Source organism: Pseudomonas sp. 18058 (assembly GCF_902706155.1).
Classification (GTDB): Bacteria; Pseudomonadota; Gammaproteobacteria; order Pseudomonadales; family Pseudomonadaceae; genus Aquipseudomonas; species Aquipseudomonas rustica.
In genome coordinates, this window is record NZ_CACSJY010000002.1 from 59133 (window position 1) to 79716 (window position 20584).

21 protein-coding genes are annotated in these 20584 nt (G+C 60.1%); 15 read left to right on the top strand and 6 right to left on the bottom strand.

Annotation, left to right across the window (positions count from 1 at the left end; all coding sequences use genetic code 11):
* The first annotated feature begins 118 nt into the window (after positions 1-118).
* The 7 genes from GVL50_RS01480 to GVL50_RS01510 all read left to right on the top strand — a co-directional run bounded on the left by GVL50_RS01480 (position 119) and on the right by GVL50_RS01510 (position 8291).
* Positions 119-1123 (top strand): substrate-binding domain-containing protein, encoded by a 1005-nt coding sequence (locus GVL50_RS01480; protein WP_008087257.1) that lies wholly within the window; start codon positions 119-121, stop codon positions 1121-1123.
* 53 nt (positions 1124-1176) lie between these two features.
* A complete protein-coding gene (gene araG, locus GVL50_RS01485; protein WP_008087259.1) occupies positions 1177-2721 on the top strand; it encodes an L-arabinose ABC transporter ATP-binding protein AraG in 1545 nt (514 codons plus the stop codon).
* A gap of 12 nt (positions 2722-2733) precedes the next feature.
* Positions 2734-3702 carry an L-arabinose ABC transporter permease AraH gene (gene araH / locus GVL50_RS01490; protein ID WP_026000669.1) on the top strand — a complete coding sequence of 323 codons (969 nt, stop codon included), beginning with the start codon at positions 2734-2736 and terminating at the stop codon, positions 3700-3702.
* Between the two features lie 282 nt (positions 3703-3984).
* Positions 3985-4698, top strand: coding sequence for a GntR family transcriptional regulator (locus tag GVL50_RS01495; protein ID WP_159811505.1), 714 nt, complete (start codon positions 3985-3987; stop codon positions 4696-4698).
* On the top strand, positions 4695-5693 hold the full coding sequence (locus GVL50_RS01500) for an ADP-ribosylglycohydrolase family protein (protein ID WP_159811506.1): 999 nt from the start codon (positions 4695-4697) through the stop codon (positions 5691-5693). Before GVL50_RS01495 ends, GVL50_RS01500 begins: the two co-directional genes overlap by 4 nt.
* A 209-nt stretch (positions 5694-5902) precedes the next feature.
* Complete coding sequence (locus tag GVL50_RS01505; protein ID WP_053122564.1) at positions 5903-7369, top strand: cytosine permease; 1467 nt, start codon at positions 5903-5905, stop codon at positions 7367-7369.
* On the top strand, positions 7362-8291 hold the full coding sequence (locus tag GVL50_RS01510; RefSeq protein ID WP_159811507.1) for a PfkB family carbohydrate kinase: 930 nt from the start codon (positions 7362-7364) through the stop codon (positions 8289-8291). The genes GVL50_RS01505 and GVL50_RS01510 overlap by 8 nt, the downstream gene beginning before the upstream one ends.
* Positions 8292-8436: 145 nt before the next feature.
* Here the strand turns inward: GVL50_RS01510 and GVL50_RS01515 are convergent, their stop codons facing one another.
* The 5 genes from GVL50_RS01515 to GVL50_RS01535 all read right to left on the bottom strand — a co-directional run bounded on the left by GVL50_RS01515 (position 8437) and on the right by GVL50_RS01535 (position 11667).
* A complete protein-coding gene (locus GVL50_RS01515; protein WP_159811508.1) occupies positions 8437-8817 on the bottom strand; it encodes a Rho termination factor N-terminal domain-containing protein in 381 nt (126 codons plus the stop codon).
* A gap of 166 nt (positions 8818-8983) precedes the next feature.
* Positions 8984-9238: a hypothetical protein gene (locus GVL50_RS01520; protein WP_053122559.1), complete on the bottom strand. Its 255-nt coding sequence runs from the start codon at positions 9236-9238 to the stop codon at positions 8984-8986.
* 44 nt (positions 9239-9282) lie between these two features.
* The gene (locus tag GVL50_RS01525) at positions 9283-9624 is read right to left on the bottom strand and encodes a hypothetical protein (RefSeq protein WP_159811509.1); all 342 of its coding nucleotides are present in this window, start codon (positions 9622-9624) and stop codon (positions 9283-9285) included.
* An 82-nt stretch (positions 9625-9706) separates the two neighbouring features.
* Positions 9707-10903: an MFS transporter gene (locus GVL50_RS01530; protein ID WP_159811510.1), complete on the bottom strand. Its 1197-nt coding sequence runs from the start codon at positions 10901-10903 to the stop codon at positions 9707-9709.
* Positions 10904-11013: 110 nt separating this feature from the next.
* On the bottom strand, positions 11014-11667 hold the full coding sequence (locus GVL50_RS01535) for an HD domain-containing protein (protein ID WP_159811511.1): 654 nt from the start codon (positions 11665-11667) through the stop codon (positions 11014-11016).
* Positions 11668-11887: 220 nt separating this feature from the next.
* Here GVL50_RS01535 and GVL50_RS01540 point away from each other — a divergent pair, with 220 nt between their 5' ends.
* The 7 genes from GVL50_RS01540 to GVL50_RS01570 all read left to right on the top strand — a co-directional run bounded on the left by GVL50_RS01540 (position 11888) and on the right by GVL50_RS01570 (position 18286).
* Entirely contained in the window at positions 11888-12370 is a 483-nt protein-coding gene (locus GVL50_RS01540; RefSeq protein ID WP_159811512.1) for a GNAT family N-acetyltransferase, read from the top strand.
* Between the two features lie 56 nt (positions 12371-12426).
* On the top strand, positions 12427-12915 hold the full coding sequence (locus GVL50_RS01545) for a hypothetical protein (RefSeq protein ID WP_159811513.1): 489 nt from the start codon (positions 12427-12429) through the stop codon (positions 12913-12915).
* Between the two features lie 182 nt (positions 12916-13097).
* Positions 13098-14087 carry a 2-dehydro-3-deoxygalactonokinase gene (locus tag GVL50_RS01550; RefSeq protein WP_159811514.1) on the top strand — a complete coding sequence of 330 codons (990 nt, stop codon included), beginning with the start codon at positions 13098-13100 and terminating at the stop codon, positions 14085-14087.
* Positions 14088-14106: 19 nt separating this feature from the next.
* Positions 14107-14727, top strand: coding sequence for a 2-dehydro-3-deoxy-6-phosphogalactonate aldolase (locus GVL50_RS01555; RefSeq protein WP_159811515.1), 621 nt, complete (start codon positions 14107-14109; stop codon positions 14725-14727).
* A gap of 61 nt (positions 14728-14788) precedes the next feature.
* Positions 14789-15937 (top strand): galactonate dehydratase, encoded by a 1149-nt coding sequence (dgoD, locus tag GVL50_RS01560; RefSeq protein WP_030131992.1) that lies wholly within the window; start codon positions 14789-14791, stop codon positions 15935-15937.
* A gap of 174 nt (positions 15938-16111) precedes the next feature.
* Positions 16112-17422 carry an MFS transporter gene (locus GVL50_RS01565; protein WP_159811516.1) on the top strand — a complete coding sequence of 437 codons (1311 nt, stop codon included), beginning with the start codon at positions 16112-16114 and terminating at the stop codon, positions 17420-17422.
* Between the two features lie 60 nt (positions 17423-17482).
* Positions 17483-18286, top strand: a complete 804-nt coding sequence (locus GVL50_RS01570; RefSeq protein WP_159811517.1) for an IclR family transcriptional regulator — start codon at positions 17483-17485, stop codon at positions 18284-18286.
* A gap of 6 nt (positions 18287-18292) precedes the next feature.
* On the opposite strand, the gene GVL50_RS01575 is transcribed toward GVL50_RS01570, so the two are convergent.
* Entirely contained in the window at positions 18293-19345 is a 1053-nt protein-coding gene (locus tag GVL50_RS01575; RefSeq protein WP_053122532.1) for an NAD(P)-dependent alcohol dehydrogenase, read from the bottom strand.
* A gap of 192 nt (positions 19346-19537) precedes the next feature.
* Between GVL50_RS01575 and GVL50_RS01580 the strand changes: the two genes are divergently transcribed.
* On the top strand, positions 19538-20428 hold the full coding sequence (locus GVL50_RS01580) for an AraC family transcriptional regulator (protein ID WP_053122530.1): 891 nt from the start codon (positions 19538-19540) through the stop codon (positions 20426-20428).
* Positions 20429-20584 lie beyond the last annotated feature (156 nt).

The following is a 20584-nucleotide window of genomic DNA, read 5'->3' on the forward strand; positions in this document are numbered from 1 at the left end:
GGATAGATCCGGGTGAAATCCAATCATCATACGATATGACTATTTTCAACAGGCTTTGCAGGAACACGCTTTAACGCTTTTCAAACATTGCTCAAAAAAAATAACAAGGAGTCAGCTTATGAAACGTCGTTTCGGGATTCGTACCCTGTGCACTACCGCCCTGGCGGTCACTGCATTCAGCCTGAGCAGTTCGCTGCTCGCTGCCGACACCGTGAAAATCGGTTTTCTGGTCAAACAGGCGGAAGAGCCGTGGTTCCAGACCGAGTGGGCTTTCGCCGAGAAAGCCGCCAAGGACAAGGGCTTTGAACTGATCAAAATCGCCGTGCCGGATGGCGAGAAAACCCTCTCGGCCATCGACAGCCTCGCCGCCAACGGTGCCAAGGGCTTCGTGATCTGCCCGCCGGACGTGTCGCTCGGCCCGGCGATCATGGCCAAAGCCAAACTCAACGACCTGAAAGTGATTGCCGTCGACGACCGTTTTGTCGACGCCAACGGCAAGTTCATGGAAGACGTGCCGTACCTCGGCATGGCCGCGTTCGAAGTCGGCCAGAAGCAGGGCAACGCGATGGTCGCCGAAGCGAAAAAACGCAACTGGGACTGGAAAGACACCTACGCGGTGGTCAACACCTACAACGAACTCGACACCGGCAAGAAGCGCACCGACGGCTCGGTGAAATCCCTTGAAGACGCCGGCATGCCGAAGGATCACATCCTCTTCGCCGCGCTGAAAACCCTCGACGTACCGGGCAGCATGGACGCCACCAACTCGGCGCTGGTGAAACTGCCGAGCGCAGCGAAAAACCTGATCATTGGCGGCATGAACGACAACACCGTGCTTGGCGGCGTGCGCGCCACTGAAGCGGCCGGTTTTGCCGCGACCAACGTGATTGGCATCGGCATCAACGGCACCGACGCCATCGGCGAATTGAAAAAGCCTAACAGCGGTTTCTTCGGTTCGATGCTGCCAAGCCCGCACATCGAAGGCTACAAAACCGCCGAGATGATGTACGAGTGGGTCACCACCGGCAAAGAACCGCCGAAGTACACCGCCATGGACGACGTCACCCTGATCACCCGCGAAAACTTCAAGCAAGAGCTGGAAAAAATCGGCTTGTGGAACTGATGCAGCGACGGCCCGGGCAGCCGGGCCGTTTTTCGGTGTGAAGAGGTGGCTTTATGCACGCGCAAGTACAGACACAACAACACAGCTCCAGCGGCAGCCTGCGCTTCAACGGGATCGGCAAAACCTTTCCCGGTGTGAAGGCGCTGGACGCCATCAGCTTCGTCGCGCATCCGGGGCAGGTTCATGCCTTGATGGGCGAGAACGGCGCCGGCAAATCGACCCTGCTGAAAATTCTCGGGGGCGCTTACATTCCGAGCAGCGGCGAGTTGCAGATCGGCGAGCAGACCATGGCGTTCAGGTCGACCGCTGACAGCATCGGCAGCGGCGTCGCGGTAATTCACCAAGAACTGCATCTGGTGCCGGAAATGACCGTCGCCGAAAACCTGTTTCTCGGCCATCTGCCGGCGAGTTTCGGTTTGATCAATCGCGGCGCGCTGCGTCAGCAAGCGTTGAATTGCCTCAAAGGCCTGGCCGACGAAATCGATCCGCAGACCAAAGTCGGACGCCTGTCACTCGGCCAACGGCAACTGGTAGAAATCGCCAAAGCCCTGTCACGCGGCGCGCATGTCATTGCCTTCGACGAGCCGACCAGCAGCCTCTCGGCCCGTGAGATCGACCGCTTGATGGCGATCATCGGCCGCTTGCGCGACGAGGGCAAAGTCGTGCTCTATGTCTCGCACCGGATGGAAGAAGTGTTCCGCATCTGCGACGCGGTCACGGTGTTCAAGGACGGTCGCTACGTGCGCACCTTTGAGGACATGAGCCAGTTGACCCACGATCAACTGGTGACCTGCATGGTCGGTCGCGACATCCAGGACATCTACGATTATCGCCATCGTCCACGCGGCGCTGTCGCGCTGAAGGTCGACGGTTTGCTCGGCCCGGGTCTGCGTGAGCCGATCAGTTTCGAGGCGCACAAGGGTGAAATCCTTGGCTTGTTTGGATTGGTCGGGGCAGGGCGCACCGAGCTGTTTCGCCTGCTCAGCGGCCTTGAGCGCAACACCGCCGGACGCCTCGAACTGCGCGGTCACGAATTGAAACTGCGCTCACCGCGCGACGCGATTGCCGCCGGGATTTTGCTCTGCCCGGAAGATCGCAAAAAGGAAGGCATCATCCCGCTGGCCAGCGTCGCCGAGAACATCAACATCAGTGCGCGCGGCGCGCATTCGGGGCTCGGTTGCCTGATTCGCGGCTTGTGGGAAAAGGGCAACGCTGACAAACAGATCAAAGCGCTGAAAGTGAAAACGCCGCACGCCGGTCAGCAGATCAAATTCCTTTCCGGCGGCAATCAGCAGAAAGCCATTCTTGGCCGCTGGCTGTCGATGCCGATGAAAGTTCTGCTGCTCGACGAACCAACGCGCGGCATCGACATCGGCGCCAAAGCGGAGATCTACCAGATCATCCACAACCTCGCCGCCGAGGGCATTTCGGTGATCGTGGTGTCCAGCGACCTGATGGAAGTGATGGGCATTTCCGACCGCATTCTGGTGCTCTGCGAAGGCGCCCTGCGCGGCGAAATCAGCCGCGACCAGGCTAACGAATCCAACCTGCTGCAACTGGCTTTGCCGCGCCACCGCGCTGACGGCGTGGCGAACTGAGAGGTGACTATGATGACAACCCAAAACGAAACCCTGCCCAAAGAGCGCAAACCGCTGGACATGCGCCGCTTCCTTGATGACTGGGTCATGTTGCTGGCGGCGGTGGGCATTTTTGTTGCCTGTACGCTGCTGATCGACAACTTCCTTTCGCCGCTGAACATGCGTGGTCTGGGCCTGGCGATTTCCACCACCGGGATCGCCGCGTGCACGATGTTGTACTGCCTGGCGTCGGGGCATTTCGACTTGTCGGTGGGCTCGGTGATTGCCTGCGCCGGCGTGGTCGCGGCGGTGGTGATGCGCGACACCAACAGCGTGTTTCTTGGTGTCAGTGCAGCGTTGGTGATGGGCCTGATTGTCGGACTGATCAACGGGATTGTGATCGCCAAGTTGCGGGTCAATGCGTTGATCACGACGTTGGCGACCATGCAGATTGTTCGCGGTCTGGCTTACATTTTTGCCAACGGCAAAGCGGTGGGCGTGTCGCAGGAATCGTTCTTCGTGTTTGGTAACGGCCAGTTGTTTGGCGTGCCGGTGCCGATCCTGATCACGATCGTGTGCTTTCTGTTTTTCGGCTGGCTGCTGAATTACACCACCTACGGGCGCAACACCATGGCCATCGGCGGCAACCAGGAAGCGGCGCTGCTGGCGGGCGTCAACGTTGATCGCACCAAGATCATTATCTTCGCCGTGCATGGCGTGATTGGCGCGCTGGCCGGGGTGATTCTGGCGTCGCGGATGACCTCGGGGCAGCCGATGATTGGTCAGGGGTTTGAACTGACGGTGATTTCAGCTTGCGTGTTGGGCGGGGTGTCGCTGAGCGGCGGGATTGGCATGATTCGGCATGTGATTGCCGGGGTGTTGATTTTGGCGATTATTGAGAATGCGATGAACTTGAAGAATATTGATACCTTCTACCAGTACGTGATTCGCGGGTCGATTCTGCTGCTGGCCGTGGTCATCGACCGCCTCAAACAACGTTGAGTCGAAGGCTACCCTCATCGGAACGCCGCCCGCCCATCCCTCTCCCGGAGGGAGAGGGGGCCGATCGAGGTGTCTCGCGTAATCCGTCGACCTGAAAAGACCTCGGCGATTATGGATTCGGCACCGCACTTTCAAGTCAGCGTACTTCCACAATATCCCCCATTCAGTCCCCTCTCCCTCCGGGAGAGGGCTAGGGTGAGGGTGCTTTTGACCTTCAACCTTCCGTCACTTCCCCTAAATTTCCCTTGCTCGCCCGAACCCGTTTCGGTTATCACTTTGTACATGATTAGACAGGTACGATTTGACAAGAAACAACGGGTGGTCGACGAACTCGTCCGGCGCATCGAAAGCGGCCTCATGGAGGACGGCTTTCTGTTGCCCGGCGAACATCAGTTGGCTCAAGAATTCAAAGTCAGCCGTGGCACGCTGCGCGAAGCGCTGGCCGAACTGAAGCGGCGCAAATACATCGCTACGCAAAGCGGGGTCGGTTCGATCGTCACCTTCGACGGTGTCGCCCTCGATCAACGCAGCGGCTGGGCGCAGGCGCTGGCCGACAGCGGCGCGATGATCAATACCGAAGTGTTGCGTCTGGAAGCCGTGACCCGGCCCGATCTGCTCGCGCGTTTTGGCACTGACCAATTCATCACCCTCGACCGTCGTCGCCGTTCCACCGAAGGCACGCTGGTGTCCCTTGAACGTTCTTTGATGCCGGCCACCGGCGGCCTGGAAAGCCTGCCGCGCGTCGGTCTGATCGACAATTCCCTGACCATCACCCTGGCCGCCTACGGTTACGTCGGCGAGCGCGGCGATCAATGGATCGGCGCTGAACCGCTGAATGCCGAAGACGCCGAACTGCTCGGCCGCGCGGAAGGCACGGTGTTCCTCAAAGCCCTGCGCACCACTTACGACCGGCAGAACCGTTTTATGGAGCTGGTCGAAAGCCTGCTCGACCCGGTGCATTTCCGTCTGCACCTGCAATTTGGAGAAGCAAAATGACCCCGCTCAACCGTGCCCTCGGCGCTTTCTATGGCCTGGCCCTCGGCGACGCGCTGGGCATGCCGACGCAATCGCTGAACCGCGAAACCATCGAGGCGCGCTTCGGCCAGATCACCGATCTGCAAGATGCCGGGCCACTGCAACCGATCGCCGCGAACATGCCCAAAGGCTCGATCACCGATGACACCGAACAGGCAATTCTGGTCGGCGAATTGTTGGTCGAAGGCAACGGCCACATCGAACCGGCCATCCTCGCGCAACGTTTGATCGAATGGGAAGCCGCGATGCAGGCCAAGGGCTCGCAGGATTTGCTCGGCCCGTCGACCAAACGCGCTATCGAAATGATCCTCGCCGGTCACTCACCGGAAGAGGCCGGGCGTTACGGCACCACCAATGGCGCGGCGATGCGCATCACACCGGTGGGGATCGCGGCGGATGTCGCCAATCCTGAGCGCTTTATTGGCGCCGTGGTGCAGGCCTGCCAGGTCACTCACAACACCACGCTGGGGATTTCCAGTGCGGCGGCGGTGGCGGCGGTGGTGTCTGCCGGCATCAACGGCATGGATCTGGGCGAGGCGCTGAACCTCGGTCAGCAAATTGCTCAGCAAGCGGAAGCGCATGGTCACTGGGTTGCCGGTGGGCGTATCGCTTCGCGGATCAGTTGGGCGCGCAGCATCAGCGTCGACAGTGACAACGCGTTGCTGGCCGATCTGCTCTACGACGTGATCGGTACATCGGTGGCGTCGCAGGAATCGGTGGTGGTCTCGTTCGCGCTGGCGCAGCAAGTGGCCGTCGGTGAGATGAGCGCGTTTGATGCGCTGTGCATGGCCGCCAGTCTCGGTGGCGACACCGACACCATCGCGGCGATTCTTGGGGCGATGCTTGGGGCCTGCCTGGGTCTTGAGAGTTGGCCTGTCGAGATGATTGATACGGTGAAGACCGTCAATCATTTGGAGCTAGAGCCGTTGGTGCAGGGGCTGTTGGCTTTGCGCTGACAGGGCTGACGCTTTCGCGGGCAAGCCTTGCTCCTACGAGTGGCTTATCGCGGCTTTTGTAGGAGCAAGGCTTGCCCGCGAAGGCCACACCGCAAATTTCGAATATTTAACCCGCAATGGATCGCGCAGACAGGCCCGGGACGGCCGCGATGTCTTGTCATTCTGAGTCATTGCCACAACCACAAAAAAGGCAAACAGGAGCATTTTTCATGAGTTCATCAAACGCCGGGCAAAGCGCCGGGCAACTGGAAACCCGCGGCATCGAGCCGGTGCCGGAAGCCGAGTGCAACGGTCATCCGCTGCAACTGTTCTGGGTCTGGTTCGCCGCCAACATTTCCATCCTCGGTCTGCCGCTGGGCGCCACGCTGGTCGCGTTTCGCGGGTTGGCGATCTGGCAAGCCATCATCGTCGCAATCATCGGTGCTGCCGGCTCGTTTGCCGTGGTCGGGATCATCTCGATTGCCGGTCGCCGTGGCCGTGCGCCGAGCCTGACCCTGTCACGCGCAATCTTCGGCGTACGCGGCAATATCGGCCCGACGCTGGTCTCGCTGATGTCGCGTCTGGGCTGGGAAACGGTCAACACCACTACCGCGGCATTCGTGCTGTTGTCGCTGTGCTCGATCCTGTTTGGCTCGCCGGTTGAAGCGAAAAGCGCTCCGGTACTGACGCTGATTTTCATCGCCATTTTCGTCCTGCTGACCTTGTCGGTTTCCGGCCTCGGTCACGCGACGTTGCTGGTGATTCAGAAGTGGGCGACCTACGTGTTCGGCGCGCTGAACATTCTCGTCGGCGGCTTCCTCTGCGCCACCATCGACTGGAGCGCGGTGTTCAACGCCACGCCGGCACCGATGAGCGCAATGATCATCGGCATCGGCACCATGGCTGCCGGCACCGGCATCGGTTGGGCCAACGCCGGCGCCGACATGTCGCGCTATCAACATCGCAGCGTCAAAGCCGTACGCTTGGTCGCGTCGGCAGCATTCGGCGCAGGCATTCCGCTGGTGCTGTTGATCACCCTTGGCGGCTTGCTCTCGGTGGGCAACAACGACCTGGCTTCGGCGACTGACCCGATCGTGGCGATCCGCGACATGCTGCCAACGTGGATGGCCGTGCCTTACCTGATCACCGCCTTCGGTGGCCTGCTGCTGTCGAACAACCTGTCGGTGTACTCCGCCGGTTTGACCACGCTGACCCTCGGCCTCAAGGTCAAACGTGTCTACGCGGTGGTGGTCGATATCGTTGCGATCTTCGCCGGTTCGATTTACTTCATGCTGATCGCTGACAGCTTCTACGGGCCGTTCATCACCTTCATTTCCTTGCTGGCAGTGCCGATCACCGCGTGGGTCGGGATCTTCATCGTTGACCTGATTCACCGTCACTACTACAGCCCGACAGACTTGCTCGACGTCAGCCCGCGCAGCGCCTACTGGTACAACGGCGGCATCGAGTGGCGTGCGTTCGGCGCGTGGGCGATTGCCATCGTGCTCGGCTTTAGCTTCACCACCATCGGCACCACCGCCGAAAATGTCTGGTTCAAAGGCTTCCTGTCCGACTCGTGGCTGGGCCACAACGGCCTCGGCTGGATCGTGACCTTCGTGGTCGCCGGTGGCATTTACTTCGTCCTCGGCGGGGCGAAAGATCGCCGCGCCGCGCCAACCGAGAATGCTCATGCCTAAGATGTTGCACACCGGCCAGGTCATCATCGACCTGGTCATGGCCGTGGATAAGCTGCCGCAGATTGGCGGCGACGTACTCGCGCAGTCAGCTGGTTTCGAAGCGGGTGGCGGATTCAACGTAATGGCGGCGGCAGTGCGTAATGGCTTGCCGGTGGTGTACCTCGGTCGCCACGGCACCGGGCGTTTCGGCGATTTGGCGCGTGACGCGATGACTGTCGAAGGCATTCATATCGGCATCAAAGAACGTGCGCAGCGCGACACCGGTTTGTGTGTGGCGCTGACTGATGCGTCGGCTGAGCGCAGTTTCATTTCCTACATCGGCGCTGAGGGTGAAGTGACCGAGGACGATCTGAATAGCGTTGCCGCCGAGGCGGGCGATTACGTTTATCTCAGCGGTTACAGCTTGCTTCACGAAGGCAAGGCACAGGCGTTGCTCGACTGGACGCTGGCGTTGCCGGGCTCGGTCAACGTGGTCTTCGATCCGGGCCCGCTGGTGGAATCGCCGGATTCGCCGATGATGCAGGCGCTGCTGCCACGCATTGATGTGTGGACGAGCAACAGCGTTGAAGCGCTGCGGTTTACCGGCGCTGAAGACATTGCGCTGGCGCTGGATCGGCTGGCTGAGCATCTGCCCAAAGAGGTGTTGATGGTGGTGCGCGACGGGCCGCAGGGTTGCTGGATTCATCAGGCTGATGAGCGTCGGCATGTGCCGGGGTTTACTGTGAAAGCGGTGGACAGCAATGGCGCTGGCGATGCGCATGCCGGGGTGTTTGTTGCCGGGTTGGCGCAGGGTTTGAGCGCGCATGAAGCGGCGCGGCGGGCGAATGCGGCGGCGGCCATTGCGGTGACCCGCTGGGGGCCGGCGACCTCGCCGGGGACGGCTGAGGTGGATGCGTTTATCCGCGAGTCTGGCGGCGCCTGATAGATAGCTTTCGCGAGCAAACCCGCTCCACACATTGGATCTGTGTCGCACCTAAATCCCCTGTAGGAGCTGCCGAAGGCTGCGATCTTTTGATCTTGAAAGAGGCAAAAGATCGCAGCCTGAGGCAGCTCCTACAGGGGATGTGTCAACTGGCCTTGCGCAGCGCCTCGATCAACTGCTGCTTACGCATCGAAGACCGCCCCGGAATTTTCTTGGCCCGGGCCTCCTTCATCAAACTATCAACCGTCTGCGCATCCCGCGAAGCCGTGCTGTTACGCGAATGTCCCTCGCGACTGGCCACTGCTCGTCGCGACGACTCTTTGCGATCTTCAGACTTGGCACTCGCCGGTTTCTTGCGCCCGGAACCGCCGGCCTTGTCGCCGCCGCCCGATTGTTTGTTCACCGTCGCCCAGGCTCGCGCTTCGGCTTCATCCTTCGGCACGCCCTTATTTTCGTAGCTGTCTTCGATGTGCTCGGCTTTGCGCTTTTGCTCGGCGGTGTATTTTTCTTTGCTTCCACGAGGCATGGGATTTCTCCTTGCATCCGTAGATGAATTGCCATGTAGGAGCTGCCGAAGGCTGCGATCTGTTGATCTTCAAAATCAAAAGATCGCAGCCTGCGGCAGCTCCTACATAATTTACGATCACACGATCACACGATCACACGATCACACGATCACACGATCACATTGCTCAGCTGTCCAGCTTTCGCGCCGCTTCAACCCCGGCCGCGCTGAGCTTGATCGGCAGGTTCAGCGAATGTTCGCCGGCTTCGTTGCAGGTCACATGGCCGTGGTGAATCAGTCCGCGATCCTGCAAAGCGGCGAGGGCGCCGGCCACGACTTTCTCGCCCCGGTAATTGTCCAGCACCTCCTTGCCCAGACCACTCGGGTGGGCGTGCAGCAGACGGGTGAGGACTTCTTTTTCCAGGTTTTTATCGACGTTCATGGTTACCTCTTCATTGGATTGAATAGGACGCTCGCGTCGGCGAACTACTGACCGGAGCCTTCGGAACCGGAACCACCCGTGGTGGATTTAGAGCCGACGCCCGTGCCCGCGTTGTCGGGCATGCCGGGGGCGTCGGGGGTGTTCATGCCGCCCTGACGACCCGGGTCACTGCCCTGCGTGCGCGGATCAGTGCCGGTGGCCGGCGGCTGATTGATCAACGGCACGCCCGAACCATCGGTGTTCATGCCGGGAGCACTGTTAATGGCGGGGGCGCGAGGCGGGGTCGGGTCGGTAGGGCCGGTGCCTGCCGCAGTGGCGGATGCGGCGAACACCGCAGGGCAGAGCAGGGCGCTGAATACGAAAGCGGTCAACCTTGACGAGATCATAGGGCTTCTCCAGTGATTGGAATCCTTACCTGTCGTTGGTCTGCCCTGTGATCGGATTGGTGCCTGATGAACGACGAACGGTCTAAATCGCCTCCACCGTTTTTACGTTGAGTCGGCGCCAGAGCAGACGGCCCAAGGTGATAAGCCAGTTGATCAAAGCCACCGCCAATACCGTGAGCAACAACGTCGCCATGCCGTGTTCAACGATGATTTTCCCGGCCAGCAATGGAAAGCCAAACACGCCGATAAAATACGAAAGGCTGAACAGCAGCAGCGCTTGCGAAGTGGTACCCGTCGGTGCTTCGTTCGCCGCGAGTCCGTTGATCACCGAATAGGTCAGGCCATATCCAATGCCAAGCATCAGCGCCGCCAGCAGATAGGTGAACCCGCTGTGCACACCAAACGCGAACAGCACGATCGAGCCAAGCATCAGCCCGGACAACAGACACGAAGCGCGCAGCGGATCACGCTTGACCACGTAACCGGCGATCAACATCCGGCTGCTGATCGCTGCGCTCATGAAACCGAGGAAGAACAGCGAATAATCCAGCGAGCGCGCCGCCGCATAACTGGTCTGAAAACTCGACAACCCGCCAAACACACAGCCGCCGAGCCCGACCATGATGATCGGAAACACAGCGCGTGAGCTGAGCACTTGGCGGGTCGCTTGCCAACTGATTCTCGCGGCAGAGGTGGCTTGCGTGCTTTTCAATCGAGCGCCGAGACGCCAGAACAGCAGCACGCCGATCAGGCTCGCCAATGCCGCCAGATAAAACGCCGACGTCACCGGCAACCCCAGCGCACTGGCTGCGCGCCCGAGTAACGGGCCGCTGCCGATGCCGGTCATCATGCTGCCGGAGAGCAGCGCGAAGTACTTGGCCCGCTGCGCCGGAGTTACCAGACTGGCAACAATGATCGGCCCCAAGGTGTAAAAAACACCCCAGCCCAACCCTAGCAGCAAACCGAAAAACAACAGCAAATGCCCGAACCCCGGCGTCATCGCAAAACCCAGACTCGCCGCCACCAGCAACAATCCGAACAGCGCAATCGACCGCGCCGCACCGAGCATGTCCGACAAATGCCCGGACACCAGCACCGCGACAAACGTACTGACCATCGCCGCCGAAATTACGCTGCCGGCATCGTGTTCATTACCGCCGCGTGAACCGATCAACAGCGACAGCAAAAACGTCGAGCCATACGAGAGCGACAACAGATAACTGGCGAGGCAGAACAGGCCGAACAACTTGCCTGACACCTGGGGTGTTGCTTGCGACATGACGCGGTTCCTTGACCGGGTAAATTGAGCGTCATCTGTTTAACACGTCGGGCCTGTCGGTTAGGTGCGCGGTTGGCGAAGTCAGGTTCAGCACAGGCCGGAGTAACCATTCAGACGATGCCGATTTCTTCCATCAATTGCTCCATGAAACCCTTCAGACGCTGATGACGTATCTGCGCCAGACGCTGGCCGGCGACAGTCTGGAAACCGTCGGCGAGGTGCAGCAGTTTGGTCTGGAAGTGGTCGAGGCAAAAACGCTTGTCGTCGTAATCGCGATGTTTCGCCTGCGGATCTTGCGGGTCATACAGCGCCGACCCCATGCGCCCGGCGATATAAAACGTGCGGGCGACGCCGAGCATGCCCAGCGAATCGAGGCGGTCAGCGTCCTGGACGATCTTCGCTTCGAGGGTGAGCGGGGTGATGTTGGCGGAGAAGCTGTGCGCTTCGATGGCGTGGGCGACGCTGGCGATTTTATCGCTGGGCCAGTTCAGCTCGGCGAGCACTGACGACGCTTTTTCTGCGGCCAGACGCGAGGCTTGTGAACGCAGCGGCGAGTTCTTTTCGACGGCCACGCAATCGTGCAGCAGCACGGCCGCGAGTAAGACCTCGAGATCGCCACCTTCTGCTTCATGCAAAGTGCGCACGTTGTGCCAGACCCGCTGCAAATGCGCGAGGTCGTGCGCGCCGTCGTCGGATATTTCCAGAGCGTAAGGCAGCAGCTCGGCGGCGAGTGAAATCAGTGGTGCAAAAGCAGCATCGTTCATAAGCATCCTTGCAGATTTAAGGAGATCTAACGTTCATGGTACCCCTGTGGTGAGGGGATTTATCCCCGACGGGTTGCGAAGCAGCCCCTTTTTTTGGGGGCGCTGCGCACCCCATCGGGGATAAATCCCCTCACCACAAGGTTCTCTACCAGGTTTGGAGTGTGACGAGCAGCGTCCACGGCCTTAGTATGGCGTTTTCCTTTTCCGACAAGGCCCGTCCATGACGATCGAAATCCGCCCGGCGACCCCCAGCGATGCCCCGCAAATCCTCGCCTTCATCACTGAACTCGCCGATTTCGAAAAGGCCCGCCACGAAGTCATCGCCAGCGTCGCCGACATCGAACGCAGCCTGTTCGGCGAAGGCGCCACCGCGCACGGTCTGATCTGCCTGCGCGACGGCTTGCCGATCGGTTTCGCCGTGTTCTTCTTCAGCTACTCAACCTGGCTCGGCAGCAACTGCCTGTACCTCGAAGACCTCTACATCACCCCCGAACAACGCGGCGGCGGCGCCGGCAAAACCCTGCTGCGCCACCTGGCAAAAATCGCCTGCGACAACGACTGCGGCCGTTTCGAATGGAGCGTCCTCGACTGGAACACGCCAGCGATCGACTTCTACAAATCCTTGGGCGCACAACCGCAGGAAGAGTGGGTGAGGTATCGCATGGACGGCAAGGTATTGCGTGAGTTTGCTGAAGGGCAATGAATACGCGGTTTTTTGATTGTCGGCGGTTCATTGCTCGCATTTTACAGGAGCGCAAAGTGCCTAGATTACTGTTGCTGCTGGTCGTTTTGGCGTGCACGTCCTGTGCGATGAATCACGGCAAACCGATCGCGAAAATCACCTACTCAGGTGTGGAGCGTTATCAGGACACCCGGATTTATCAGGTCAGCTTCAAATCCGGTGTCGACGTGCTCGACCTGTTCAAGTCGAGGATCAGTCAGACACTGCTGTGTTCTTTGAATGGGGATACGGATTTTTCGGTGGCTCATCGCATCGATCAATATGCCGAGGGGATGATTGAGCGCAAGTCATCGGCCAACGAGTTCAAAGCTGATCTGCTCTTCAGCCAAGTCAAAGACGCCAGCAGTGACAGCGTGATGAGCAGCGATCAGATGAAAGCGGTGTTGCAGCAGAAAAAAGCGATTGTCTGCAAGGTTCGAGTCAACGCGTATTCGTACAAGACCTATTTTTCCGAATCGATGGAAATACCTTCGGCGGACGTGTTGAGAGAAGTCGGCAACTATTGATTCCGGCGACGCAAGCGGTTGAACAAAATGGCGCGATACCTGACTGGATCGCGCCTTTTTTTTGCCTGCACTTCTTTTAATCGTTTCCCATAATATGGGATGCAAAATTACATATTGAGATTTTGTTCTCGGAGGGGCTATAGTCCATCGCACTCACTGCCAAAAACAAAACAGGTGAAGCGATGCTGGCGCAATTGATCGCGCTCGATTGGGGGACGACCTCATTACGTGCTTACAAACTCGCGGCGGACGGTGTGGTGCTGGAGCAGCGCGCGCTGTCGTCCGGGATCATGCAGTTGCCCAAGACCCCGCGGATCATCAACGGTCGCGAATGCGCCGATGGTTTTGAATTGGCTTTCGATGAAGCCTGCGGCGACTGGCTCGATGCGCAGCCGGATCTGCCGGTGATTGCTTGCGGCATGGTCGGCAGTGCGCAGGGCTGGCGTGAAGCGGCCTACTGCGAAACGCCGGCGAACGTCGCCAATCTCGGAAACTCCCTACAAACAGTTATCAGCATTCGCGGCACCGTCGTGCATATCGTGCCGGGCGTGATTCAGCGTTCGCGTTTGCCGAACGTGATGCGCGGCGAAGAAACCCAAGTGCTGGGTGTTCTGCAGAATCTGCCGGTCGAGGCGGGCGCTGATCTGTTGATCGGTCTGCCGGGCAGTCATTCGAAGTGGGTCGACGTGGTCGATGGCTGCATCACCCGTTTCGACACGTTCATGACCGGCGAAGTGTTCGCCGTGCTCAGCGAACACAGCATCCTTGGCCGCACCCAGCAAGTCAGCGCGACGTTCGATGCTCAGGCATTTGACCGTGGTGTGCAGATTGCGCAGTCGGCGGACGGCGAACTCGGCGTGCTGTCGACCTTGTTCAGTGCCCGCACGCTGGGCCTGACCGGTGAACTGAGCCCCACGGCGCAGGCGGATTATCTGTCCGGCCTGATGATCGGCCATGAATTGGCCGCACTGGCCAGCGCTCAACGCCGACGCCGCAACAACCCGAATCTTCCTTCGATCATCCTCATCGGCAACGCGCAACTGTGCGCGCGCTACCGCCGTGCCCTCGACGCCTGTGGTTTCACCAAGGTGACGCTGGCCGAGCAGGCCACCGAGCGTGGTTTGTGGCAGCTGGCGCTGGCCGCCGGATTGATCGATTCCTCATCCCGTTAACCCTGACTGGAGGCCTGACATGCTCAAGCAAGCATTGGCGCAAAACGGTCTGATCGCGATTCTGCGTGGCCTGCACCCGCAGGAAGCCGCCGCTGTCGGAGAAGTCCTGTATGCCGCTGGATTTCGCGTCATCGAAGTACCGCTAAATTCCCCATCGCCGTACGAAAGTATCCGCATTTTGCGTACGACCTTGCCCGCCGATTGCCTGATCGGTGCTGGCACGGTGTTGACGCCGGAACAGGTTGAGTTGGTGAAAGAGGCCGGCGGCCAAGTGATCGTCATGCCGCACAGCGATGCCAAGGTTTTACGCGCAGCAAAAGCGGCGGGGCTGTTTCTGTCGCCGGGTGTTGCCACGCCAACGGAAGCGTTCGCGGCGCTGGCGGAGGGCGCGGACATTCTCAAGTTGTTCCCGGCTGAGCAGATGGGGCCGGCGGTCGTCAAAGCCTGGCTCGCGGTGTTGCCGTCCGGAACGGTGCTGGCGCCGGTTGGCGGCATCACCCCGGACAACATGCAGGCGTTTATCGACGCTGGCGTGAAAGGTTTCGGCCTCGGTTCCGGCCTGTTCAAACCGGGCATGACGCCGCAGCAGGTGGCGCAGAACGCCGAGGCCTACGTGGCCGCATGGAAGGCCCTTCGCTAAGACTTTCTGGCGCTGCGTGCGCTGCATCTAATAAGAGCTGCATTTACAAAAGAGAGCAGAGATGAAAATCACCAAACTCACCACCTTCATCGTTCCGCCGCGCTGGTGCTTCCTCAAGATCGAAACCGACGAGGGCGTGACCGGTTGGGGCGAGCCTGTGGTTGAAGGGCGCGCGCACACCGTTGCCGCCGCTGTCGAAGAATTGTCCGACTACCTGATCGGTAAAGACCCGCGCAACATCGAAGACATCTGGACGGTGCTGTATCGCGGCGGTTTCTACCGTGGCGGCGCGATCCACATGAGTGCGCTGGCCGGCATCGATCAGGCGCTGTGGGACATCAAAGGCAAGGCCCTCGGCGTGTCGGTGAGTGATCTGCTCGGCGGCCAGGTGCGCGACAAGATTCGTGTGTATTCGTGGATCGGCGGCGACCGTCCGGCCGACACCGCGCGTGCGGCGAAAGAGGCGGTGAGCCGTGGTTTCACTGCGGTGAAAATGAACGGCACCGAAGAGCTGCAATTCCTCGACTCCTTCGAGAAAGTCGATCTGGCACTGGCCAACGTTGCCGCCGTGCGTGACGCGGTCGGGCCGAACGTCGGTATCGGCGTCGACTTCCATGGCCGCGTGCACAAGCCGATGGCCAAGGTGCTGATGAAGGAACTTGATCCATACAAACTGATGTTTATCGAAGAGCCGGTGCTCAGCGAAAACTACGAAGCGCTGAAAGAGCTGGCGCCGTTGACCAGCACGCCGATTGCCCTCGGCGAGCGCTTGTTTTCGCGTTGGGACTTTAAACGCGTGTTGAGCGAAGGTTACGTCGACATCATCCAGCCGGACGCTTCCCACGCCGGTGGCATCACCGAAACCCGCAAGATCGCCAACATGGCCGAAGCCTACGACGTCGCGCTGGCGCTGCATTGCCCGCTGGGGCCGATTGCGCTGGCGGCGTGCTTGCAACTGGACGCGGTTTGTTACAACGCGTTTATCCAAGAGCAAAGCCTGGGCATCCATTACAACGAGAGCAACGACTTGCTCGACTATGTGAAGGATCCGCGCGTGTTCGATTACGACAAAGGCTTCGTGAAGATTCCGAACGGCCCGGGGTTGGGCATCGAGATCAACGAGGAATACGTGATCGAGCGCGCGGCGGTCGGGCATCGCTGGCGCAACCCGATCTGGCGCCATGCCGATGGCAGCTTTGCCGAGTGGTGAGTCGTCCCTGACACACCCGATGAGATCGTTCCCACGCTCTGCGTGGGAACGCCTCAATGGACGCTCTGCGTCCGCTTTTGGGACGCGGAGCGTCCCTGGCTGCATTCCCACGCGGAGCGTGGGAACGATCAGGCCTCAGGCCGACCTCAATAAACATAAAAAGAGGCTCTCCCCATGCAACCGCAAACCCTCACCGGGCAGGCGTCTTTAGTCGCGCCCAGCCGCAAGCGGTTTTTCATCATGGTGTTGCTGTTTATCACCGTGGTCATCAACTACCTCGACCGCAGCAACCTGTCGATTGCCGCGCCGGCGCTGACCAGCGATCTGGGCATCGACCCGATCCACGTCGGCCTGATCTTCTCCGCGTTCGGCTGGACCTACGCCGCTATGCAGATCCCCGGCGGCTGGCTGGTCGATCGCGTGCCGCCGCGCATCCTTTATAGCGTCGCTTTGCTGTTGTGGTCGATTGCCACGGTGATGCTCGGTTTCGCCGCCAGTTTCATCGCGCTGTTCGTGCTGCGCATGGCCGTCGGTGCACTGGAAGCACCGGCCTATCCCATCAACAGTCGCGTTGTAACAACCTGGTTTCCCGAGCGTGAACGCGCCACGGCCATCGGTTTCTATACCTCCGGGCAATTCGTCGGCCTGGCATTTCTGACCCCGGTACTCGCTTGGCTGCAACACGAATTCGGCTGGCACATGGTGTTCGTCGCGACCGGCGCGGTCGGCATCATTTGGGCGGCGATCTGGTACGCGGTGTATCGCGAGCCGCGGGATTTCAAAGGCGCCAACGAAGCCGAAATCGACCTGATCCGCGAGGGCGGTGGCTTGGTCGATATTCAGAAAGAAACGGCCAAGGTCAAAGCCAAATTCAGCTGGACCGATCTCGGTATCGTTCTGACCAAACGCAAATTGTGGGGCATCTACCTCGGCCAGTTTTGCCTGAACTCGACGCTGTGGTTTTTCCTGACGTGGTTCCCGACGTACCTGGTGAAATATCGCGGTATGGACTTCATCAAGTCCGGCCTGCTCGCATCGCTGCCGTTTTTAGCCGCGTTCGTTGGCGTGCTGTGCTCGGGGTTCTTTTCCGACTTCCTCATTCGTCGCGGCTACACCGTCGGCTTTGCGCGCAAGTTGCCGATCATTGGCGGGCTGCTGATTTCTACCTCGATCATCGGCGCCAATTTCGTTGAGTCGACGCCGTTGGTGATTGCCTTTCTGGCGCTGGCGTTCTTCGGCAACGGTCTGGCCTCGATCACCTGGTCGCTGGTATCGACCTTGGCCCCGGCACGCTTGCTCGGCCTGACCGGCGGGGTGTTCAATTTCATCGGCAACCTGTCGGCGATCACCACGCCGATCGTGATCGGCTTCCTCGCCAGCGGCGATTCGTTCGCGCCGGCGATCACGTATATCGCGGTGCTCGCATTGATCGGTGCTTTGTCCTACGTGCTGCTGGTCGGCAAGGTCGAGCGTATCGAGTTGTAGTGGTCTGCGTCGGGCGACCATAATGCCGCCCGTTCCCTCGCTCAACGGTAAAGGCTGGATATGCAGGAAGACGCTCCGGAAAAAACCAAGGACGCCGCGCCCACCGGCACCCAGACGCTGTTGCGCGGCCTCGGTGTGGTGCAAGCGGTGGCCAGTGGCGCCCGCGATCTCAAGGAAATTGCCCGACTGATCGGCACCACACGCAGCACCACCCATCGTCTGGCCAGTTGCCTGGTCGATGAACGCTATCTGCGCGTGGTGCCACAAGTCGGTTATCTGCTCGGGCCGAAGCTGATCGAACTGGGTTTCCAGGCACGCGAAGAGTTGCCGCTGGTGAGCCTGGCCGGGCCGTATCTGGACGAGTTGTCGGCGCTGACCGGCGACACCGTGCACTTGGGCATTCGTGAAGGTGATGAAGTGCTGTATCTGCTGAAGAACCCGGGGCGCAATGGCCCGGAAATGCGTTCGCGGGTCGGCCATCGCATGCCGTTGGCGCGCACCGGGATTGGCAAGGCGTTGATGCTCGATGACTCGCCGAAAGATTGGAAGCGGCTGTACGACATCAGTCTGCCGGCGGGTGGGAAAAGTCAGTTCTGGCCGCAGCATCCCCAGCAGTCGTGGGAACAGCTTGAGCAGCGCATGACCGAGTACGTCGCCGGTGGCTACGCCTTCGATCTGGAAGACAACGAACCGTCGATCCGCTGCGTGGCGGCGCCGATTCGCGATGCGAGCAAGGGCATCGTGGCGGCGATCAGTATCGCCAGCACCGTGCCGTACATGCCGCTGGAAAAAATGGCCGAGCTGATTCCCCTGATCAAAGGGGTCACAGCCCGGCTCTCGGCGGAGCTTGGCTTGAAGGTTTAAGCGGGTTTAAACCTTGAGCGTCGCCATGTCGATGACGAAACGGTACTTCACGTCGCCGGCGATCATGCGCGCATAAGCTTCGTTGATCTGGCGAATGTCGAGCATTTCAATGTCGCAGGTGATGTTGTGCTCGGCGCAGAAATCCAGCACTTCCTGGGTTTCGGCGACGCCACCGATCAGCGAACCGGCCAGGATGCGGCGACCCAATACCAGTTTGGCGGCATGCACGGGCGGATCGATCGGTTCGATCAGGCCAACCAGAATGTGCACGCCGTCGAAGCGCAGGGTGTCGAGGTACGGGTTGAGATCGTGCTGCACCGGAATGGTATCGAGCAGGAAGTCGAAGTAACCGGCAGCCGCTTTCATCTGCTCGGCATCAGTGGAAACGATCACATGATCGGCACCCTGACGACGACCTTCTTCCGCCTTGCTCGCCGAGCGGGTGAACAGGGTGACTTCGGCGCCCATGGCCTTGGCGAACTTGATGCCCATGTGGCCCAAACCGCCCATGCCGAGAATCCCGACCTTGTCGCCAGCCTTGACGCCGTAGTGCTTGAGCGGTGAGTAGGTGGTGATGCCGGCGCACAGAATCGGCGCAGCACTGGCCAGTGCCAGTCTTTCCGGAATGCGCACGACGAAGTGTTCGCTGACGACGATGCTGTCGGAATAACCGCCCATGGTGTTGCTGCCATCTACCCGATCCGGAGTGGCGTAGGTCATGGTCGGGCCTTCGAGGCAGTATTGCTCAAGGTTCGACTGGCAGGCTTCGCAGGTGCGGCAAGAGTCGACCATGCAGCCAACCCCGACCAGATCGCCTACTTTGTGTTGGGTGACATTCGCACCGATCGCGGTGACTTTTCCGACGATCTCGTGGCCGGGCATCAACGGGTAAACAGCGATGCCCCATTCATTGCGGGCCTGGTGGATGTCGGAGTGGCAGACGCCGCAGTAGAGGATCTCGATCGCGACGTCGTCGGCGCGTGGGCTGCGACGTTCGAATTTCATCGGGGCGAGGGGCGTGGTGGCCGATTGGGCGGCATAGCCGATGGCGGTGTACATGTGAAACCTCGCAAAAGCAGGAACAAGTGAGGCGGCGCATTCTGGGCGTCGACTGGCAGTCCGGCCATGACGATTCCTCCGGGTCTCATGCCTAATCCTCCGGCATGCGGGTTTGATTGGCCGCAGCGGCAAAAGGATCTGCCATCATGCTTTCATCGCCTTTTTCCGCCCTATTTTCAGTGAAGAGTTTTGATGCAATTAACCCGTCATCTTGATGCCAATGCCCGGCTGGTTTCGTTGATCGAACCGCTGGCGCTGCGCGATGGTTATTCCCCGACCGGGTTGCCCGGTGTGCAAGTGTTGCGCGCCAGTTGCGACGTCGCCCGAGGCCCGCACATTTATGAGCCGAGCCTGATGATCATCGCCCAAGGCAGCAAACTGGCGTTTCTCGGGCCGCGGACGATGGAATATGGCGCCGGGCATTACCTGATTCAGGCGCTGCCGGTGCCGTTCGAGTGTGAGACGTTTGCCTTGCCGAATGCGCCGTTGCTCGGCGTGAGCGTGGCGATTGATCGGGTGTTGCTCGGTGAACTGGTGTTGGCCATGGGGCTGGCGCCGGGGCGGCATATTCCGGCGCAGACGCCGGAGTCGATGACCTCGGTGGTGCTCGACGATGACATGCGTGGCTGCGTCGAGCGCCTGTTGAGTTGCCTGCACGATCCGCTGGAGTGCCAGATTCTCGGGCCGGCGCGGGTACGTGAATTATTGTTCGTTGCGTTGCGCGGGCCGCAGGCGGATGTGTTGCGCGCATTGGTCGAGCAGCAGGGGCAGTTTGCGCGGGTGGCGGCGTCGATCAGTCATCTGCATGCGCATTACACCGAGCCGTTGAATGTCGAGACATTGGCCGGTTGCGCGAACATGAGCGTGTCGACGTTTCATGAGCATTTCAAACGCAGCACGTTGTTGTCGCCGGTGCAGTATCTGAAGCGTTTACGCTTGTTGAAGGCGCAGACGTTGCTGGTGGCGGAGGGCTTGGGCGTGGCGCAAGTGGCGCATCGGGTCGGGTATCAGAGTACGTCGCAGTTCAGTCGCGAATATAAGCGCTACTTCGAGCGCAGCCCGGGCGATGAGCGCGCTGCCTGATTCCACGCATATCCCTCGTAGGAGCAAAGCTTGCTCGCGAAAGCGGTGTGTCAGTCAACATTGTTGATATCTGATACACCGCTTTCGCGAGCAAGCTTTGCTCCTACAGTTCGGTGGTGTTAGAGGAATTCTGGGCAACAAAAAGGCCCCCGGTTC

Excerpts from the sequence above, each read along its gene's own strand:
- GVL50_RS01480 (WP_008087257.1), top strand. The coding sequence starts at position 119 with ATGAAACGTCGTTTCGGGATTCGTACCCTGTGCACTACCGCCCTGGCG.
- araG (WP_008087259.1), top strand. The coding sequence starts at position 1,177 with ATGCACGCGCAAGTACAGACACAACAACACAGCTCCAGCGGCAGCCTG.
- araH (WP_026000669.1), top strand. The coding sequence starts at position 2,734 with ATGACAACCCAAAACGAAACCCTGCCCAAAGAGCGCAAACCGCTGGAC.
- GVL50_RS01495 (WP_159811505.1), top strand. The coding sequence starts at position 3,985 with ATGATTAGACAGGTACGATTTGACAAGAAACAACGGGTGGTCGACGAA.
- GVL50_RS01500 (WP_159811506.1), top strand. The coding sequence starts at position 4,695 with ATGACCCCGCTCAACCGTGCCCTCGGCGCTTTCTATGGCCTGGCCCTC.
- GVL50_RS01505 (WP_053122564.1), top strand. The coding sequence starts at position 5,903 with ATGAGTTCATCAAACGCCGGGCAAAGCGCCGGGCAACTGGAAACCCGC.
- GVL50_RS01510 (WP_159811507.1), top strand. The coding sequence starts at position 7,362 with ATGCCTAAGATGTTGCACACCGGCCAGGTCATCATCGACCTGGTCATG.
- GVL50_RS01515 (WP_159811508.1), bottom strand. The coding sequence starts at position 8,817 with ATGCCTCGTGGAAGCAAAGAAAAATACACCGCCGAGCAAAAGCGCAAA.
- GVL50_RS01520 (WP_053122559.1), bottom strand. The coding sequence starts at position 9,238 with ATGAACGTCGATAAAAACCTGGAAAAAGAAGTCCTCACCCGTCTGCTG.
- GVL50_RS01525 (WP_159811509.1), bottom strand. The coding sequence starts at position 9,624 with ATGATCTCGTCAAGGTTGACCGCTTTCGTATTCAGCGCCCTGCTCTGC.
- GVL50_RS01530 (WP_159811510.1), bottom strand. The coding sequence starts at position 10,903 with ATGTCGCAAGCAACACCCCAGGTGTCAGGCAAGTTGTTCGGCCTGTTC.
- GVL50_RS01535 (WP_159811511.1), bottom strand. The coding sequence starts at position 11,667 with ATGAACGATGCTGCTTTTGCACCACTGATTTCACTCGCCGCCGAGCTG.
- GVL50_RS01540 (WP_159811512.1), top strand. The coding sequence starts at position 11,888 with ATGACGATCGAAATCCGCCCGGCGACCCCCAGCGATGCCCCGCAAATC.
- GVL50_RS01550 (WP_159811514.1), top strand. The coding sequence starts at position 13,098 with ATGCTGGCGCAATTGATCGCGCTCGATTGGGGGACGACCTCATTACGT.
- GVL50_RS01555 (WP_159811515.1), top strand. The coding sequence starts at position 14,107 with ATGCTCAAGCAAGCATTGGCGCAAAACGGTCTGATCGCGATTCTGCGT.
- dgoD (WP_030131992.1), top strand. The coding sequence starts at position 14,789 with ATGAAAATCACCAAACTCACCACCTTCATCGTTCCGCCGCGCTGGTGC.
- GVL50_RS01565 (WP_159811516.1), top strand. The coding sequence starts at position 16,112 with ATGCAACCGCAAACCCTCACCGGGCAGGCGTCTTTAGTCGCGCCCAGC.
- GVL50_RS01570 (WP_159811517.1), top strand. The coding sequence starts at position 17,483 with ATGCAGGAAGACGCTCCGGAAAAAACCAAGGACGCCGCGCCCACCGGC.
- GVL50_RS01575 (WP_053122532.1), bottom strand. The coding sequence starts at position 19,345 with ATGTACACCGCCATCGGCTATGCCGCCCAATCGGCCACCACGCCCCTC.
- GVL50_RS01580 (WP_053122530.1), top strand. The coding sequence starts at position 19,538 with ATGCAATTAACCCGTCATCTTGATGCCAATGCCCGGCTGGTTTCGTTG.